The organism is Rhizobium sp. R711 (genome assembly GCF_002211365.1).
Taxonomy (GTDB): domain Bacteria; phylum Pseudomonadota; class Alphaproteobacteria; order Rhizobiales; family Rhizobiaceae; genus Rhizobium.
In genome coordinates this window covers 203215-220514 of the sequence record NZ_LOKZ01000023.1, presented here as the reverse complement: position 1 = coordinate 220514, position 17300 = coordinate 203215, and the positions used below count along the sequence as shown (strand labels likewise).

General features: G+C 58.7%; 9 protein-coding genes. 6 read left to right on the top strand and 3 right to left on the bottom strand.

The annotated features are described in order from the left end of the window. Window positions 1-245: 245 nt before the first annotated feature. The 5 genes from ATY80_RS19210 to ATY80_RS19190 all read left to right on the top strand — a co-directional run bounded on the left by ATY80_RS19210 (window position 246) and on the right by ATY80_RS19190 (window position 6950). On the top strand, window positions 246-1484 hold the full coding sequence (locus tag ATY80_RS19210; protein WP_141105575.1) for an MraY family glycosyltransferase: 1239 nt from the start codon (window positions 246-248) through the stop codon (window positions 1482-1484). Window positions 1485-1666: 182 nt separating this feature from the next. Next, on the top strand, window positions 1667-4093 hold the full coding sequence (locus ATY80_RS19205) for a glycosyl hydrolase family 28-related protein (protein ID WP_245306879.1): 2427 nt from the start codon (window positions 1667-1669) through the stop codon (window positions 4091-4093). Between the two features lie 2 nt (window positions 4094-4095). Further along, a complete protein-coding gene (locus ATY80_RS29240; RefSeq protein ID WP_210190817.1) occupies window positions 4096-4275 on the top strand; it encodes a hypothetical protein in 180 nt (59 codons plus the stop codon). Window positions 4276-4494: 219 nt separating this feature from the next. Next, the gene (locus tag ATY80_RS19195) at window positions 4495-5961 is read left to right on the top strand and encodes an oligosaccharide flippase family protein (protein WP_088693926.1); all 1467 of its coding nucleotides are present in this window, start codon (window positions 4495-4497) and stop codon (window positions 5959-5961) included. A gap of 17 nt (window positions 5962-5978) precedes the next feature. Beyond that, the gene (locus tag ATY80_RS19190) at window positions 5979-6950 is read left to right on the top strand and encodes a glycosyltransferase (protein WP_088693925.1); all 972 of its coding nucleotides are present in this window, start codon (window positions 5979-5981) and stop codon (window positions 6948-6950) included. On the opposite strand, the gene ATY80_RS19185 is transcribed toward ATY80_RS19190, so the two are convergent. The 3 genes from ATY80_RS19185 to ATY80_RS19175 form a co-directional block, all read right to left on the bottom strand. Beyond that, window positions 6933-8186: a polysaccharide pyruvyl transferase family protein gene (locus ATY80_RS19185; protein WP_088693924.1), complete on the bottom strand. Its 1254-nt coding sequence runs from the start codon at window positions 8184-8186 to the stop codon at window positions 6933-6935. The two genes, ATY80_RS19190 and ATY80_RS19185, sit on opposite strands and share 18 nt — an antisense overlap. 589 nt (window positions 8187-8775) lie before the next feature. Beyond that, window positions 8776-10857 (bottom strand): penicillin-binding protein 1C, encoded by a 2082-nt coding sequence (pbpC, locus tag ATY80_RS19180; RefSeq protein WP_088693923.1) that lies wholly within the window; start codon window positions 10855-10857, stop codon window positions 8776-8778. Continuing rightward, complete coding sequence (locus ATY80_RS19175; RefSeq protein ID WP_088693922.1) at window positions 10854-16331, bottom strand: alpha-2-macroglobulin family protein; 5478 nt, start codon at window positions 16329-16331, stop codon at window positions 10854-10856. Before ATY80_RS19175 ends, pbpC begins: the two co-directional genes overlap by 4 nt. Window positions 16332-16877: 546 nt before the next feature. Here ATY80_RS19175 and ATY80_RS19170 point away from each other — a divergent pair. Further along, window positions 16878-17294: a response regulator gene (locus ATY80_RS19170; protein WP_088694079.1), complete on the top strand. Its 417-nt coding sequence runs from the start codon at window positions 16878-16880 to the stop codon at window positions 17292-17294. Window positions 17295-17300: the final 6 nt, after the last annotated feature.

Genomic DNA, 17300 nt, shown 5'->3' with positions numbered 1-17300 from the left:
CGCGTGTCTATCGAGGCGATGGTGGAGGGTATAACTCTTCCCTATTCTCCAACGGAGTTACGCGCGAACCTTCTGGCCGGCCAACCGCCTCCGCCGCGCCTCGCCTCGCGTGTTGACAACGGAATTGGCGCCTCTCTTCTCCTTAAGCATGAGCCAGCTAAGTCCAGACCTAACCCCGTATCAATAAGGTGAAGGGTGGAGATCCAACCCAATTCCTTACCAATAAGGTGAATGTTGGAGATCGATTGTGCGAATATGCCGGTGTAGGGCCCCTCTTATATTGTCGTCAAAGCATTTTGCACCGTCCAACTGACTTGGGCGTGGGTTTGGCGTGGCCGAGGGGGGCTGATATGGAAGTAGTGATAAGCAATATCTCAATCTTCGTATTGTGCGTTGCCCTTATCGTCGTCTTGCGTAGAGCCTCAGTCGCGCTCGCTCTGGTGGATCTTCCCGATGCCCGCAAACAGCACATCGGCGCGGTTCCGTTGTGCGGTGGTATTGCGATCTTTACGACCTTTGCTGTGGTCAACTTTCTAAGCGGTCACATGCATGCGTTCGGTCTGAATTTCTGGGTCGGACTGTTTGTCGTCGTCGCGGTTGGTACTCTTGATGATCGTCACCCGCTACCGGCCTCGCTGCGCCTCATTATGCAGTTTCTTGTGGCCGCGATTTTGATCGGAGGACTGAATATCGGGCAGATTTCGTCTGCCGAATTTGCACCGGGCGTGGCAGCCTCGGCAGGGGCTCTCATCGTCGTCGTCGGGCTTTGCTTCATCGCCGGTCTCATGAATTCCTGGAACATGATAGACGGCGTTGATGGACTGGCGGGCGGAGCGGCAGTTGTCGCATTAATATGGCTCATGCTGGTCGCTGAGGTGAAGGACATGGGCGAGCTGATACTGCCGTTCGAGCTCTTGCTGACAGGCCTTTGTGGTTTTCTAATCTTCAATATGCGCAGCCCGTGGCGAACGCGCGCGAGCATCTTTCTCGGTGACGCCGGCAGCATGGCACTTGGGGCGACAATCGCTTACGGCATTCTCTTGCTTGCATCCGACAAATCTCCGGCTCCATTTATGGCACTCTTGTGGATCGTCATCATTCCGGTGACAGATACTTTAAGCTTGATGATCCGGCGTGTCCTGGCAGGTCGCAGCCCGATGTCAGCCGATCGCTGGCATCTGCATCATCTCCTTCTCGACGCCGGCTATACGCCGATGGCGACCACCAATATCATAATGGTGGCATCGGCCGTCTGCGGAGGCATTGGCTATCTCGGAATTCGCACCGATGTCCCGGAAATAGTCATGATGGCCGGGCTGGTGATCCCGGTTGGAATTCACACGCTTTTCGTTACCATCGCCAGCCGTTCGATTGCCAGACTGCGAACTGCCCTGTCGAAAAGCCGTGCTTCGGTCGGAGATGCCACAGCGGGCGACAAGCCACAAGCTGTAATCATGCCGCGCAAGACCAATGTGAAGATTTGAACTTGCCAGTGTTCCATGGATTGGTTCGTCGTCGTTGCGTAGACCGCCATGATCTTCTGGTTTCCCGTGCGGGGAATGCTGCGACGGCAGCGCATCTATGAATGCCCGTTTCCGATCGGGTCCATCAGCAGGGGGCGATGATGAGGATATTCGCGTCGGTTGTACTTGCATCGCTTGTCGCTTTGACGCTGATCGGGATGGCAGTTGCCCAAAGTGGAACCGGCGATACGATCGGCTTGCACGATGCCGCGTTATATGGCGCCTCCTCGGCGAAAGGAGCCGTGGGGCCGGGTGACTTCGGCATGCCTGTTCCAACTCCTGAACCACCCTTGCCCGGGGGAGCAGATCCTTTCAATCCTCCATTGCTTCGCGTCAGCAGATCGTCGCCCGCGATTGCAGAGTTCTCGAGGACCGCAGACCGCAATGAGATCGTCTCGATGACCGGCGTGCAGCTGGATCGTTCGTCGAATTTTGAGATTTTTTCCCAGGCGCCGTCCGAGGTAAAAGGGGAAATCACCGCCGTCAGCTCGCTGCGCGCCGATGAGACTGCCGCGACAGTTCTTTTGCCCGTCTCTCTGCCAGAATGGTCGATGTATCTCATCTGGCCTAACAGGAATGGGGACCGCGGCCAGCCTATTGCCATCAATCGCACTGAGGCGTGGTGGCTTGGGCCGAACAAGGGAACGCCTGGGACTCTCATTTCCGTCTATGGGCGCAACCTTACCCGCGGCAACGGAACGTCGCTATCCTATCTATATATCAAGCCGCCGGGTGGCAGCGGCAGCTATGTCAAGCCCATTGCGGTCAACCCCTTTAAGGTGGACTTTCCGATTCCGGACATGCCGGGCGGCTCCTATGAGGTTTGGATACACAACAGCCATGGCGGCGGCTTCGGCTGGAGCGGTCCGCTGAAGCTTGATATTCTCGCCCGATCACCGTGGGCGGATCAGAAAAGCAATTTGCTGAATGTGAAACGTTTCGGCGCTGCGGGCGACGGCATCACTGACGATACGGCCGCATTGCAGCGAGTTCTGGAGGCAGCAAAGACTGCTGCACCCGCGACCGTTTATTTCCCCGCAGGAACCTACCTTGTAACCTCTTTCCTGACGGTACCCGGTAATGTTGGATGGGCTGGCAATGGCATGAACATGACGGAGATCCGTCTTGATCATAGCATCGACCACAGCATGATCGAGATCGCCGGCGAAAACGTACAATTCGAAGGGCTAACACTTAACGCAAATCGCAAGACCGGTAACCACGTCTTGATGCAGGTATATTCGGCCAAGGATCTTCGGATCGCCTCCGTCAGGCTCAATGCGTGGGGTGTGGCGGCGCTGGAGGCCAACGGCGCCTCAGGTCTTTACATAAGCGACTCCGAGTTGGTGGAAAATGGCTCGTTCTACGGAAGCAGCAGGCAGGTCTTCTTGTCCGGCAATAAGTTCCGGATGACGGGCTATGGTGAATCCGTGGCGGCTTTATGGGGTGGGCGCGATTTTTCCATGGTTGGCAACGAGCTTTCAAATGCCGATGAGAGCCAGGACGACGGCCACGGGATTGGCCGCTTTTTTGTCGGCCAAGCGCATTTTGGAAGTATGCGCAATCTCTACTGGGGCAACAACACGTCGAGAAACGCCGCGCCGCATGATTGCGACAAGGTCGATTGCAACAAGGGTGAACAGATCTGCTTTGAAATAGTCGGCAGCAAAATCAAAAGCGATTTTGTGACGGCAACAGCAGATACCGTATCCTTCAAATCGCTCTCGGATTTGGGTGAGGTAATGCCAGGCGGCCAGGACCTCGTTGTGGTCGGTGGCAGGGGTGCTGGTCAGCATCGGCATATCGTTGCCTCCGCCGATTCAACCGTAACGCTTGATGCTCCATGGAATGTCGTTCCTGATCAGACCAGCCGCTTTGCACTGGCGGCAATCGCGTCAAGGGTTGCGATTTACGACAACAATTTTGATGGACGCTCGACCTACAGCAAACATGATTCCGATTCCACGGGCGTTCTGCTTTTTGGGAACGTTTATGACGCGGTCATCGATAACAACCGCATTTCCAGGATGCGGCATGGAATGATGACTATCGCACTCGACTCGACGCGTGGCCTTGCCCCATACTTCCTGCAATATTCAAACAATACCGTCAGCGACAGCAACAGCGGTCTCTATGTGGGGACGACGTTCGCGGACTCAGGTAACTCAGGTATTTGGGGTGGCCTTGGCAATGTCTATCGCAACAACAGATTTGAGAACCTTACCCACATAGGAGTCGAATACGAAACCTGGGCGCACGACGGTTCGGACTACAACGGAACCGTATTCGAGCGAAACCGCTTCAAGAATGTCCCCTATGGCTTCGTGGACGCCTACCAGCTGATATGGACCTATGATGGTCGGTTCAAATCTGCACCGGGCAGTCATTCAATGAAGGTGAACACCATTCTCCATGAGAACGACTTTGATCGAGGCTCGGCCGCTGCTCACGGGAGTGTCGGCTTTGTCACGCGCCACCCTTCGAATAGTTGGCTGAATGTCGGCTCGACATGGAAGGATTTCGCCTCAGGCAATGACGGACCCATAGTCACCAAGTCTCTTCCCGATTGACGATGCGGAAGCTTGCCGGGCGTAATTGGGGCGGCTGGTCGAAAAATGAGCCTGCAAACTCGCCAACGGCCCGTCTTTACGCGCCCGCAGAAAGCATCGTCGCGATTCTTATCCGCAGCATTTTCGTGAAGCTGGCACCCAGCGGCGGGACCGCGGCAATTTTCAATGGTCTGTTTGGCTGAGTCCGAGCCTGGCCTACGCCAAATGGCTCACTTGTCCCCCAACCCGAATACCACATAATGCGCGTGAAGGTTGGTGAGGGCGACAATCAGGCACATCGCTGAAGATCTCGGCATAGTTGTCCTCCGCCGCAAATAGACTTAACCCCGGCGATGCCTGCCTGCAGTGCGAGCGTTCGTCGCCGGACAAGAATCCTGTAACAGAATCAAGGATCTCGTTCTATGGGGACTGTTCGCCGTGCCTTCTTTATGGCGACGTTGGATCAATACTGCCAAATTGTCATCAGCGTGGTATTGATCGCAGTCCTCTCCCGGTTGCTCGACTCTACCGCGATCGGTGTCGCCGCCATCGGCCTGAGCATCGGGACCATCGCATTCACGGTGCGCGAGTTTGCGACATCGGAATTCCTGATCCAGCGCGAAAAGCTCCAGCCGGCCGATGTCAGAACGGGGACGACGCTTGTCTTCGGCTTGTCGACCATCATCGCAGTCGGCCTTGCCCTTTTGTCGCCCTTCATCGCATCGTTCTATAGCATTCCTTCACTGCAGGCATTCATCTGCTTGGTGGCGGTTTCAGGCGTGATAGACGGGCTGGTCAGTCCCCACACCGCGTTGCTGCGTCGAGAAATCGAATTCGGTTCGCTCACGCGCATCAATGTTGCCGGTGCTGTTGCGAATGCGATCGTGGCACTGGTTGCGGCATGGCAGGGCTACGGCTTCATGAGCCTGGCGATCGCCGTGATTGCGGCGGCGGCCGTTAGGGCTGTCCTGACACTCCATGCCAAGCCGGAGATATGGATGTTTCGCCCCAGCCTTGTCGGCAGCAGGTCCATCTTTGGCTTCGGTGGATACAAGGGTGCTTCGTCGGTTCTTGACCGCGTATATGAATCGCTTCCGCAGCTCGTCCTGGGGCGTATCATGCTTCCGTCGGCCGTCGGTATCTTCAACCGTGCCAATCTTGTCTGTGGTCTTCCCGACAAGCTCATGCTGTCGGCGGCCTTTTCCGTCGCGTTTCCTGCGTTCGCCGCCGAAGTGAGAGCCAAGCGTGCCATCAAGGAAACCTATCTGAGGATGGTCAGCTACATCTCGGTTCTCTTCTGGCCGTCGTCCCTGATGCTCGCGATTCTGGCCGATCCCATCGTCAATATCGTTCTCGGGCACGGTTGGCTGCCGGTCGTGCCGATCCTGCGGATATTGTGCTGCGCAACCATATTCTCGTTTGCCAATATCCTGACCTATCCCGTGCTCGTCGCCTTCGGAGCAAACAGGGACGCGTTCACGGCGAATTTCGTGGGGCGGGGCGTTTCGACTGTGATCATCTGTTTTGCAAGCTTTCACGGGCTTGTCGCACTGGCGCTGAGCCAGTTCATCTCGCTGCCGTTCCAGATGTACATCTCCTTTCGCTACATCCGGCGGCGCGTTCCGTTCGAATGGAAGGGATTGCTCGCCGTTCTTGCCAGAAGCGGCGTAATTACGCTGATGGCGATCGCAGGTCCCCTCATGATAGTCGCGCTGAGCGGCTTCGACTTCGGCCTTTCGCTTGCTGAGAGCGCGCTTTGCATTTTTCTCGCGGCGACTGGATGGATGACCGGGATTATCGTCTTTCGACACCCTCTGCTCGATGAGCTGCCGGCGATTCTGGAAAGAATACTTGGGCGGTGGATCCGAAAACCCAGCGCAGCGGCATAACGAGTGAGTGGAGTGTCATGCCCAGCCTTGATGTCGCCATTCCGAACTACAATTACGGTCACTACCTGGAAGGTTGTGTCCGCAGCATACTTCGACAGAAGATCGAGACGTTGCGTGTCTTGATCATCGATAACGCATCCACGGACGACAGCGCCCAGATTGCACGGAGGCTCGCCGCGGCGGATCCGCGGGTAGAGCTTCGCCTGCGCTCGCAAAACCTTGGCCCTCACGCATCCTTCAATGAAGGCATCGATTGGGCGCAGTCGGATTATTTTCTCATCCTTTGCTCCGACGATCTGCTGACGCCGCATGCATTGTCAAATGCGGTGAGCGTGATGGAGCAATATTCTCAAGTGAACCTGGCTTATGGAGAGGCCTTCTTCCTGAAGCCGGAAGATGTCGATACACGCGTGATCGATCCGCAGCCCGCGACATGGTCCGTCGAAGAAGGGACCGCCCTGATCGAAAGACTGTGCAGGAGCGGCGGCAATCCGATCAGCGGTCCCACGGTCGTGGTTCGAACCGCGATCCAGAAAGCCGTCGGCCACTACAATCCGAGCCTTACCCACACTGACGACCTCGAAATGTGGTTGCGCATAGCGGCCAGAGGCAAGGTGGCGCACACGAGCAGTCACCAGGCGATCGCCAGAGTGCATTCCTTCAACCAGTCCTCCTCCGTCAAGACCACTCACCAATGGAACCTGCAGTTCGAAGCCGCCTACCGCTCTTTCTTTCGCGGAGACGGCGCCTCATTGCACAATGCTTCGGAGATGCTGAGGATGGTGAAACGTGCTCTGAGCGACCGATCCTACGGTTCCGCCCTTTCCAGCCTGAGCCGCGGCGAGCTTGGCGCCATGGAACTCCTGCTGCACGCGATCCGGCTGCGGCCGACCGCTGCGATTTTTCCTCCCGTGCGCTATCTGGCGGCGAAGATGCTGCAGGATCGGGCGCTCAAGAGACATGCCGCTTTATCAGCCAAGGGCTCGTGAATCGCTGCCGATCGGGTTTGGGCGTTTTCCTCTCGCGTTGCGCGGCGCAAGCAGGCGTTCCGTCAGAAGCTCGTCTTGCTCGGCAAGGCTTTTCTGAACCCTGTCGTTGCCGTCTTTAATCTGCTTCCGGATATCATCGAAATTGGCCAGTATCTGGTGGAGCTGCAGCTTGAGCATGTCCAGATCGAACGTCTCGATGTGCTGGCAATACTGATCCTGCGAGAACTCCGCCAGGAGATCGTCGTTCTTTTGAGCGTATCCGAGTGAAATGATCGGTCGGCCAAGTTTCAGCGAGCAGACGACGTTATGGTAGCGCGAGACAATCGCGACATCGGTTTGTTCGATTTCGCGCATGAGATCGTGCAGGGTTTCGCCGAGCCCGACGGCCACCTGGTCGAGCGCGCTTTGTCCATCCATATCCTTAATTTTCTTCATCAGGTCGTGGACAGCGATCTGGTCGCGCAGATCGCCGGTCAGCAGGTGAATATGGTAACCTTCGCCTGCAAGCCAAATGACGAACTCTGCAAGCCTGCCAATATAGGTCCGATAAATCGTGTTCCCATCACGGCTCGATTTGGCCCAGCCCCGATAATGCATGACACCAAGACCGACGGTGCGGTGCGGCCCCTCGGTGACCCGGGCAGTCTTCGGTGCCGGCAGGCGGAAGGCGATATCGGGAAATCGGAAATCCTGAGCGACATCCATGCCGATGTTTTCTAGGTATCGGCGCGAGAAATCGTCACGGTAGGATCGGTACTTGGCGGTTTGCGCGGCGGTTCTGAGGAAGAATCGGCTGAGCGGATGCGAGATCGGGCCGGCGCCGATGCTGACGAAGGCGACGGGAACGTTACGCAGCCTGGCGGCCAGGCACCATCGGAAGATGACGAACGGCCATCCCCAGGGCGTTTCCTGATAGTCATCAAGGATCCCCGTTCCCGGTATGATGATGAGGTCGAGCACTTTGACCTGTTTGAAAAGGGACCTGATGCGTGCGAGTCGATGCGGCACTCTTCCCAGGATGCGGTTCAACCTATCCGCTCGCGGACTGCCGGAGATCGTGCCGCTGAGACCGACAGAGGGAACCCCATATTTTTTCCTGACGAGATCCGGATTGGAACAGATGCAAAGGAGTTCGGCTTCAGGGCAACGCTCGCGCAGCAAATTCAACATTGCTTCGAGGGAACCGTCGTTACCGCTGTTTCCACTGCCGAACTGGCCGAATAATCCGATTTTCATCGAAGCTCCTACGTTGCTAGCCAACGAAAAACGCGCGCGGGCGACAGGGTAAGCGGCCGAATTCAGGCCCCGCAGGCACAGATCGCCTGTTATCGCAACAACTATGGAAGAAAGTGCCTGTCGATTGCCACCTAGCCGTTGGGAGGTTTGCGATGGGTCAAAAGACTTAGTTTTGCACCATCCTGACACGCCAAACAGGTAGCACTCCGGCCAGATCACGCCCTTGATCTTTGATCTTCTCCGCATTGGATCCGCGCGGATGCCCTCTTAAGCGCGTGCGAGATGCCAATGATCTCAAGGATTTCAAAGATTTACCTTTGAAGATTTTTGGCATGTCCCGATGCTATTCGCAACCGACCCTCGCCGATCGTCGTCGCCTGAATCACCTCGTCGAGCGCAAGGGGTTCCGATCGGTGAAGCATCGCCTTTAGGATTACGGTGATAGTTGCTGCCATGACCACGGGTCCCGCCCGGCCGATCTCTCATCGTTACAAGGGCCACCACTTTCCAGCCGAAGTCTAGCTTTGGCTGTACTTTCGATTTCCCCTCACAACCGGCGACCTTTGTGCTTAGTTTTCCCTGCACGTGATCACTCGACGAAAACGCCGACACTTGCGGCCCGGCCCATGGCGTCAATCACGGTGAGCTTCGAGTAGCCGCCGCCATCCGGTATCCACTGATTGGTGCGACGCCGCGACAGATCCGTCAACGGCTTGCCGTTGGCAAGCCAGCGGAAGGGAGCGCGTCCGCCCTGTAGTTTCAGCATCAAGGGCGAAAGTTCACCGTTCTTCGCCCCAAGATCGACATGCGCACCCTCGGGCGGATAGACAATTTGCGGCGCCGGTTCACGGCCGGAGGTTGCCAACAGGCCGCTTGGATTGATGGCAAAACGACGTTGGCTGATCGGTAGCTCGGACTGGGCGATCCGCATTGCTCCCGAAGGTGCACGGGAAAGGGGCGTCGTTGCGATGCCTGATTTTGCAAATCCTTCAAAAAGTATGGGTGCCGCGGTGCCGTAACCCGTCAATCCTGGCACAGCGCCATTGTCGGGACGTCCGACCCATACGCCAAGCACATGGCGCCCGTCATAGCCGATGGACCAGGCATCACGATAGCCATAGCTCGTGCCGGTCTTGTAGGCGATCCCCTGCTTGGGAGCGCCGGCAGGTGGAATGACACCCGACAGGATATCGGCGACATTCCAGACAGCCACCGGGTCAAGCATGCCCTCGCCATCGATCTTGCCAGGCTGGTCGTTGACGCCATCGCCGATCTGCACCGGCTGGCCCCGATTGGCGAGCGCGGTGTAAAGCTGGACCAGATCCTTCAGCGTAATGCCGAGGCCACCCAGGCCGATTGCAAGCCCGGGTGTTTCGTTCGGGGGCAAAAGCGGACGCACCTGCGCACGGCGAAAGCGGATCAGCAGCTTGGCCGGATTGACGGCATCGAGCAGCTTGACGGCGGGTACGTTCAGAGACAATTGCAGAGCTTCGCGCACGGTGACGTCGCCCTGATAGCTCATGTCGAAATTTCGTGGCCGGTATCCGAAGAAATCGGCCGGACGATCTTCGATGATCGTCTCCTGGCTCACCAGGCCTTCCTCAAATGCAAGGCCATAAATGAACGGCTTCAGCGTCGAGCCAGGCGAACGGCTGGCACGCGTCATGTCGATCCAGCCTGAACGGCTGGTGTCGAAGTAGTCGGCCGAGCCAACTTCGCCGACGATCTCACCGGTCTCTGCATCGGCCATGACCATTGCGATCGACAGCTTCGGGCCGAGTTTCAATGCGGAGGCGCGGGCAACGGCTTCCAACCCTTCTTGCACTTGCTTCTTTAAGGTCGTCTGGTATTGCAGCGCTTTTAAATCCTTGCGTCGCGCCGCTTCGGCCACGTGCGCGGCGAGCGCTGGAAGCTGCATGCGCCGAGACGGCACCGGCACGATTTCGGCACGTGCCGCCTCACCCTCACCGACAGTCTCGGCGACGGCGACGCGTTCCAAAACACGTTTGCGCGCTGCCTCGGCGGTCAAGAGATTGCGGTCCGGACGCCGCTTTTCCGGTAGCTGCGGCAGCGCCACAAGGAGGGCGGCCTCAGCGACAGTCAACCGCCGAGGCTCTTTTCCGAAATAGGCAAGGCTTGCAGCCCGCACACCTTCGAGATTGCCGCCATAGGGCGCGTGCGTCAGGTACAGATCAAGGATCTGCTTCTTGGAGAGCCGTCGTTCGATCTGGAGGGCGCGCGCCATCTGCAGGAGCTTGGCCGACAGCGAGCGGCCCTGGCGCGGTTCGATCAGCCGCGCGACCTGCATCGACAGCGTCGATGCGCCAGAAACGATGTGGCCGTTGGTGACGAGCTGGATGGCGGCACGACCTATTGCCTGCAGATCGACGCCGGCATGGGTGTAGAACCGCCGGTCCTCGTAGGCGACAAGCATCTTTAGGAATTGCGGGTCGACATCGGCCGCTGTGGTCTTCAGACGCCAGAGACCCTCAGGCGTTGCAAAGGCGCGCAGCAACTGGCCGTCAGCGTCGCGCACTTCCGCAGAGACGGTGTCCGCCCTGTCGAGGGGCGGCGGATAGGCCCGGTCGGCAGCGTCGAGCAAGGCCAGCCCGACGCCGGCAATGAGGATGCCGGCGAGGCCTGCGATCGCGAGCTTCTTCTGCACACTCATTTCGACGCTGCGGTGACCTCCATCTTGCCGGTTGCCGTGCGCGCAGAAAGCTGCGGTCGATACATGTCCTCGACGGCGGCTGCCGGATGATCATAGGTGCCCGGTGTGACGGCGCGTACGACATAGGCGACGTTGATTTCGCGATTGTCGTCCGCCGAGCGGTTGAATGCGGCCACGAAGCGGTCATTGCGAAATTCGGTGTGGGCGGCCGTGACCTCGCCGATCCAATCGAAGTTGGTCAGCTGCGCGCTGTCGACCAGACTTGGATTGTCGATCTGGAAGCCGGCCGGTAGCAGATCCGTCACAACGATGCGCGATGGCCAGTTATTGCTTTCCGTGATGTGCAGGACGACGACATAGCGTTCGTTCTGCATGGCCTCGGTCACATTCGCCTCTTCGCCATCCAGGGTGTAGTAGGTGCGCTCGATGGCGAAGCCGTCCCCACCGGCGGGCGGTGGCACGACGGGGGCGGCAACCGTCGTGACGACTGCTGAGACGGGCTCGCTCGTCTGGTTGGTGAGCGTCAGCGCATTGCCCATCAAGGCATCCCCGGTCATCTTGGCCATGTAGGCACTGTTGTGCAGCGCGCCGTTGACGTCGATCTTGATCGAATCGTCGCCGCCCTGAATGGCTCGCGCGGCAAGCAGCATCCAGGCCTGTTCCTGCGTACTTGTGTATTTGCTGTGGTTCCATTCCTTGGCGACAGCTTTTGCGAGTTCAGAAACCACCGGCGGGACGGGGCGGCTTTCTGCGGCAAGAGCAAGGATTGCGGCACCGTCGCGCAGGATCGAGCCGTAGTCCGTTCTCGAAAGATTGACGCGCGTCACCATCGACTGTTCCGACATCTGCAAGGCATCGACGAAGATGTTCTTCGACCGCGTCGCATCGCCGTAAAGGGCCAGTGCCGCCGCGATATGGGCCTTGGCAAGCGGCGTCGGGAAATCGTTGATCATCGTATCGGCATAGTAGCGAAGGTCGCTGATCGCCGCTTTCTTGTTGCGGGCGAGAACGTAGAGCGCATAGGCGATCTGGTCGCCCTGATCCTTGACATTGACGTCGTAGCTCAAGGCATTTTGAAGGTTTTCCAACGCCTGCGCAAAAGCGCGATCCGGTACGTCATATTTCTGTTCGCGCGCGCGCGTCAGGAAATCGGTGACATAGGAATCGAGCCAGAGATCGCCGCTATCAGGCCCCCAGAGGCCAAAACTTCCCGCCGAGGCTTGATAGGAGAGCACCCGGTAGATTGCGTCCTGAACGCGTTTCTTGACGTCAGCGTCATCTTCCCGGCCGGCTTGCCTGTCAAGCTCGCTCAGATAAAGCAGAGGCAGGGCACGGCTCGTCGTCTGCTCGGCGCAGCCAAACGGGTAGCGATCAAGCGACATCAGCAGAGCTGGAATGTCGAAAGCGGCCGAACGCGTGACGCTGACGCTGACGGAGGCGCCTGGCAGTACGCTGTCTGCCAGCAATGCCTTGTCGACAGTAAGCTTGGTGGCTGGATTGAGAGCCAGCACGCGGCGTTCGGTCATCGGCAAAACCGCCGGTCGGACAGGGACGTCGACTGTCTGATCGAGCGACAGGCCAGCCGCATCAGAAAGCTTGATCGAAACGCTGCCATTGCCCGGCTGCTTGCCGGTGACGGCGAGCGTCAGGGCAGTTTTCGCGCCGGCTGGAAGATGGATCGTCTGCGACGCCTGGTCGACACCCACCGCCTCGTTACCGGAAACGGTCAGCTTGAAGTCCCCAGCTGGCGCGTCGGTATTGGCAATATCGAGGCGAAGCTCGGACCTGTCTTTGGGTGCGAGGAAGCGCGGCGCGCTCGCTGTCACGACGACCGGATCGCGAATAATGACATCCTTTGTCGCATGGCCAACGCCGGCCTTCGACCAGGCGAGCGCCATGACACGGGCTGTCCCGTTGAACTGCGGGATGTCAAAGCTGACATTTGCCTTGCCCTCGGCGTCAAGTTTGACCGGGCCGGAGAAGAAGGCGACGAGCTTTTGCGTCGGCGGGCTTGCCTGAAGCGCCACCGCACCGCCGTCACCACCGGTCCTGAGTTTGCCGGTGGCGCCGAGCGAACCATCGATCAGCCGTCCGTAAAGATCCCGGATTTCGAGACCAAGCTGGCGCTGGCCGAAATACCAGTCTTCGGGGTTTGGCGGTTCGTAGCGGGTCAGGTTGAGAATGCCGACGTCGACGGCGGCTACGGTCACATAGGCTTCCTCGTTGGCGCCGGCACCGGAAACGGCAAGCGCAATTGGCAGCGGTGCGCGCGGCAGCATCTTCTCCGGTGTGTCGATCGCGACGCGCAATGCACGCTCTGCCGGCTCGACCTTCAGCCATTTCACGCCGATGGCACGCATCGGCATGTGGCTGTCCTGCGTGTCACCGGGGCGAAACAGGGTGGCCGTCACGTAGGCGCCGGCACCCCACTCGGAGGTGACTGGAATTTCGACTTCACCGCCGTTCTCGCCAATGGACGCGTTCTGGACGGCGACGAGATTTTCCGTGCCGGCTGCGATCATCAATTCGCCCGCATAGCGCGACGAGACCTTCAGCTTGGCTGTCTCGCCGATCTTGTAGCTGTCCTTGTCCAGCGCGACTTCAAGCCCGTCAGGGGTCTCCGTCGATGTTGCCTGGACGAACCAACCCGCATCGAATTCCACGCTCGAAGCAGGGCCGTCGGTCTCCGTGCTTTCGACTTCGAGGCGGTAGCGTCCCCAAGCGACGGGAGATGATATCTTCGCTCCGTCGAGGGACGCGTCGACATTGCCATTGGCAACCTGCTTGGCGGTGTAGATCGGCTCGTATTTCCAGGCGGTGCCGTCGCGATACCATTGGTAATCGCGGTCCAGTTTAGAGAGCTTCCAGCGAAGGCCGCCCATCACCTGCTTTTCCCCGCCAGCATCAACGCCGATGACAGTGAAGTTGGCGATCGAATTCTCGCCAAGGTCGCCAGAGAATTCCGGCTTGATACCGATCATCGGACCCTGGTTCTTGACGGGAAGGACGAGCGAACGCTCGATGGCGCGACCGCCGGCTTCCTGCATGCGAATATAGACGGTGGCATTGAGAAGCTGCGTCGTCGCCGGCAGATCACCGACAGTCAACTCCGTGACAGCTTCGCCATTCTCGTCAAGTTCGGGGAGGCCTTCGATCGTCTGGCGTGTGTCTTCGCTTGCTTCCTCGTCGGCGAGGCCGAAAACATAGCCGGGGAAGGCGTCTGCCTGGCGCGTCGGCTTGATGACGACATCGCCCTCAAGTGACAGTCCGGCCGCCGGCGCCCCATAAAGATACTTGCCGCTGATGTTGATTGTCGCGGCCGTTTCAGGGCCGATGACCTTGGCTTCCGTCTTGATCTCCATGTCGGTGCGATCGGGCACGAAGTCATCGACGAGGAAGGTCTTGGTCGCGATTGGCGAACCCTTAGGATCTGTGTGGATGTTCATCGTCCAGGTGCCGCGCATGGCGTTTTCCTGAACGGGCAGGTCGATGGCATAGCCCCCGACATTGCTGGTCTGACTGACGATCCGGCGGTCCTCGACGCCATCGGGACGCAGGAAGATGAAGGTCAGCGGCAGGTTCTCGATGGCCTTGCCATCGCTATCGCGGGCAAGGGCAGCCGCATGAACCGTTTCGCCGGCGCGGTAGATGCCGCGCTCCGTCCAGCTCAAGACGTCGATGGCGCCAGGCGAGGCACGACCGGTGACGCCGCGATCGGACAGATCAAAGCCAGCGCGCGTCATATCGAGGAACACGTAGTCAGCGTCACCGTTCCTGGCGGTAATCACAGCGGGCGCCAGGGCAGCCGTTGCACGCATAAGGCCGGCGGTGAACATCGCCCGACCGTTCTCATCCGTCGTTGCAGTTGCAAGCACTTCATTGTTTTTCGCCAGAAGCTGCAGCTCAATGCCAGCAATCGGCTTTGCCGAGGCAAGCGAGCGGGTGAACACGTTGAGGCCATCGGTACCCGCATACGTCGTAATCCCGATATCGGAAACGACAAACCATTGCGTTGCCTGGGCGTTCCAGTCCTGATCCAGGGCGTTCTGTGCCGTTGCCGTCAATACATAGACGCCCGGCTTACGCTCTGGCAGTGCCTCGTCCACCGGGAAGCTCGTGACGACATCCTTGTTCAGATCGTTGGCAATATCGATTGCGCCTTGCCAGACCAGTTCGCCACTCTCGTCTTCGATCCGCTGTGCGCTGTAGCCATCGAGCTGGGTCAGGAACTGCGAGCTCGTCAAAAGCGGTGCGATGCCACGGTCACCGATGCGGTAAAGCTTGAGGTTGGCCGACGTCATGTTGACGGAAACGATCGGGATCCCGCGTCGCGCGGTCGAAGGCAACACGAAGCTGTCGCCGGTGAAGCGCACGCTGGCCGTACGATCCTTGACGTAGATGTCAAGGTTGACCGGAGCCTCGAGGACCTCGTCGACCGAGGAGGGCAGGCCGGTGCGGAAGCTGATCTTGTAATTTTCGCCGTGGGTCAGTCCTTCGATGCAGACCTGCTTGTCCTTGGTTTCGAGTGCTTTGGGCGCAGCACCGTTCAGCGTCACGAAAGGCGTATAGTCCAGGGTCTTGATGAGAGGCTCGGAGAACGTCGCGCAGGCGCGCGGACTTGCATTGTCAGCGTCGACGGTATGCTCGGTGATGCGAAACCCTTGCGTCGATTTCAGCTGCAGGAAGGCCGCCTGGACCTCTTTGGAATTCACCAGCGCCAGGCTTGCCTTGTAGGCGTTGAGGGCAGCGCGATAGTTGGTGTTCTTGTCGAGTGCGGCGGCAAGTACGGAAAGCGCCTCGGCACGGGCAGAGGTTGTCCGTGTCAAGTCATAGCCATTGACGGCGGCCAGTACCGCCTGTCCGTAGATCTCGCTGCCATTATTGTCGTCGGTCTTGGCGAAGCTGTCGCCGGCGCGCGCCGTTTCCAGCCAAAGGTCGGCATTGTCGGGGGAAAGCGCCAGTGCACTGCGCAAAGACTTCACCGCGTCGATCGCATTGCCTGCCGTCAGGTCGAGGCGGCCGTTGGCAATCAGGCTGTCGGCGCTCTGGCCCTCTTGATCGTCGGCCACTTCGAGATTGGCTTTGTCGTCGCGCGCCTGTTGGATCACATCGCCCGACAGGAAGCTCAAGCGGGGAGCGGCGCCGATATCCGGCTCCTGCTTTTGGGCGGCGGTCTCGACGATCTTTCCGGCGATGGCGCCCGGGAATGCGTTCATCGTCTTGAAGTCGGACTTCAGGAAGCACCACTTCACCTTCGGATTGTAGGTGAAGGCCTTGCAGGACCTGTCGCCGATGCAGGAAGCTTTGCACTGATCCAACGTAAGGTTCTGTTCGGTCCGCAAATCGAAGCCGAAGTAGTCCGCGTCCTGAATTGTCTGGATTTCGCGTTTCGTGTCCGCCGCAAATGCCGGAAGGCTTGCGGTGATCGACGCGAGAGCAACTGCAGCGATGGCAAAAAACGCGCGTACAGACATTAAGTCCCCCAAAGGTGCTGGCGCTGGTCCGGGGGTGCACTCTCCGCACTCCACAACCGGTTGTCAACTCGGCCAAGGCCCTGTCTCGGAATGAGCCAAAGGGCGGCCGCGGCGGGCCCACATAGGCGTGGGATACCGGCTTTTGATTTGTTTGGTGGCGGAGCGTGTACAATCGTTACCATCAGCAATCCGGGAGACCTCGACATGGCCACCAGCTCCCCTAAAAAAGCCGGTCTGCCCGACCCCCCAGTCCTCGCATTGCTGTCAAAGCCGCCGAAAATAGAGAACCTGAGGTGGTATTTCTGCGCGATTTTCGCGGAAAATCGGTTCCAGCCTTCAAGGCAACCGGTTGATATTCCGGCAAGATCAGCTGGGATCTTACGTGAATGGCAATTTGCCATTAATGATTTGTCAATGTTAACAGTGGTTTGCCCTGAAGTTATTTCGCTCCAACCTGGAACATATCGACCCAAACGTCGTTATCTCTCGGTCAACATGAAGTTGAGCGTAAAAAGTGTTGCGAAAGAACAGAACAAGGGACGACTTATGGGCAGCGATGTCGAAAGCAATCCACCGACGAACGGGGTTGCCAATCAAAGCGTCTTGATCGTTGAGGACGAGTTCCTCATTGCCATTGACCTCGAATCGATAGTCAAGGACATGGGGCTCGACGTGATCGGTTTTGCAACCGACAAGGAACAAGCGTTGAGGCTGGCACCTATGGCCGATATCGCGTTTGTCGATGTCAACCTTGCTGACGGGGCAACCGGCCCCGAAATCGGGCGACGTCTCGTTGAGGAATTCGGTGTGACGGTGGTTTTCATGACCGGCAACCCGGAGGCGGTCGTCGGACGTGTTCAAGGAGCGACGGGCGTCGTGAGTAAGCCGACAACGCCTTCGATTGTGCGCAGTTCGCTAAAGCACGCGCTCTCGGCGCGCTCCGCCCCGGGGCGGCCCTTGTGATCGCCC

Excerpts from the sequence above, each read along its gene's own strand:
- ATY80_RS29240 (WP_210190817.1), top strand. The coding sequence starts at position 4,096 with ATGCGGAAGCTTGCCGGGCGTAATTGGGGCGGCTGGTCGAAAAATGAG.
- ATY80_RS19195 (WP_088693926.1), top strand. The coding sequence starts at position 4,495 with ATGGGGACTGTTCGCCGTGCCTTCTTTATGGCGACGTTGGATCAATAC.
- ATY80_RS19190 (WP_088693925.1), top strand. The coding sequence starts at position 5,979 with ATGCCCAGCCTTGATGTCGCCATTCCGAACTACAATTACGGTCACTAC.
- ATY80_RS19185 (WP_088693924.1), bottom strand. The coding sequence starts at position 8,186 with ATGAAAATCGGATTATTCGGCCAGTTCGGCAGTGGAAACAGCGGTAAC.
- pbpC (WP_088693923.1), bottom strand. The coding sequence starts at position 10,857 with ATGAGTGTGCAGAAGAAGCTCGCGATCGCAGGCCTCGCCGGCATCCTC.
- ATY80_RS19175 (WP_088693922.1), bottom strand. The coding sequence starts at position 16,331 with ATGTCTGTACGCGCGTTTTTTGCCATCGCTGCAGTTGCTCTCGCGTCG.
- ATY80_RS19170 (WP_088694079.1), top strand. The coding sequence starts at position 16,878 with ATGGGCAGCGATGTCGAAAGCAATCCACCGACGAACGGGGTTGCCAAT.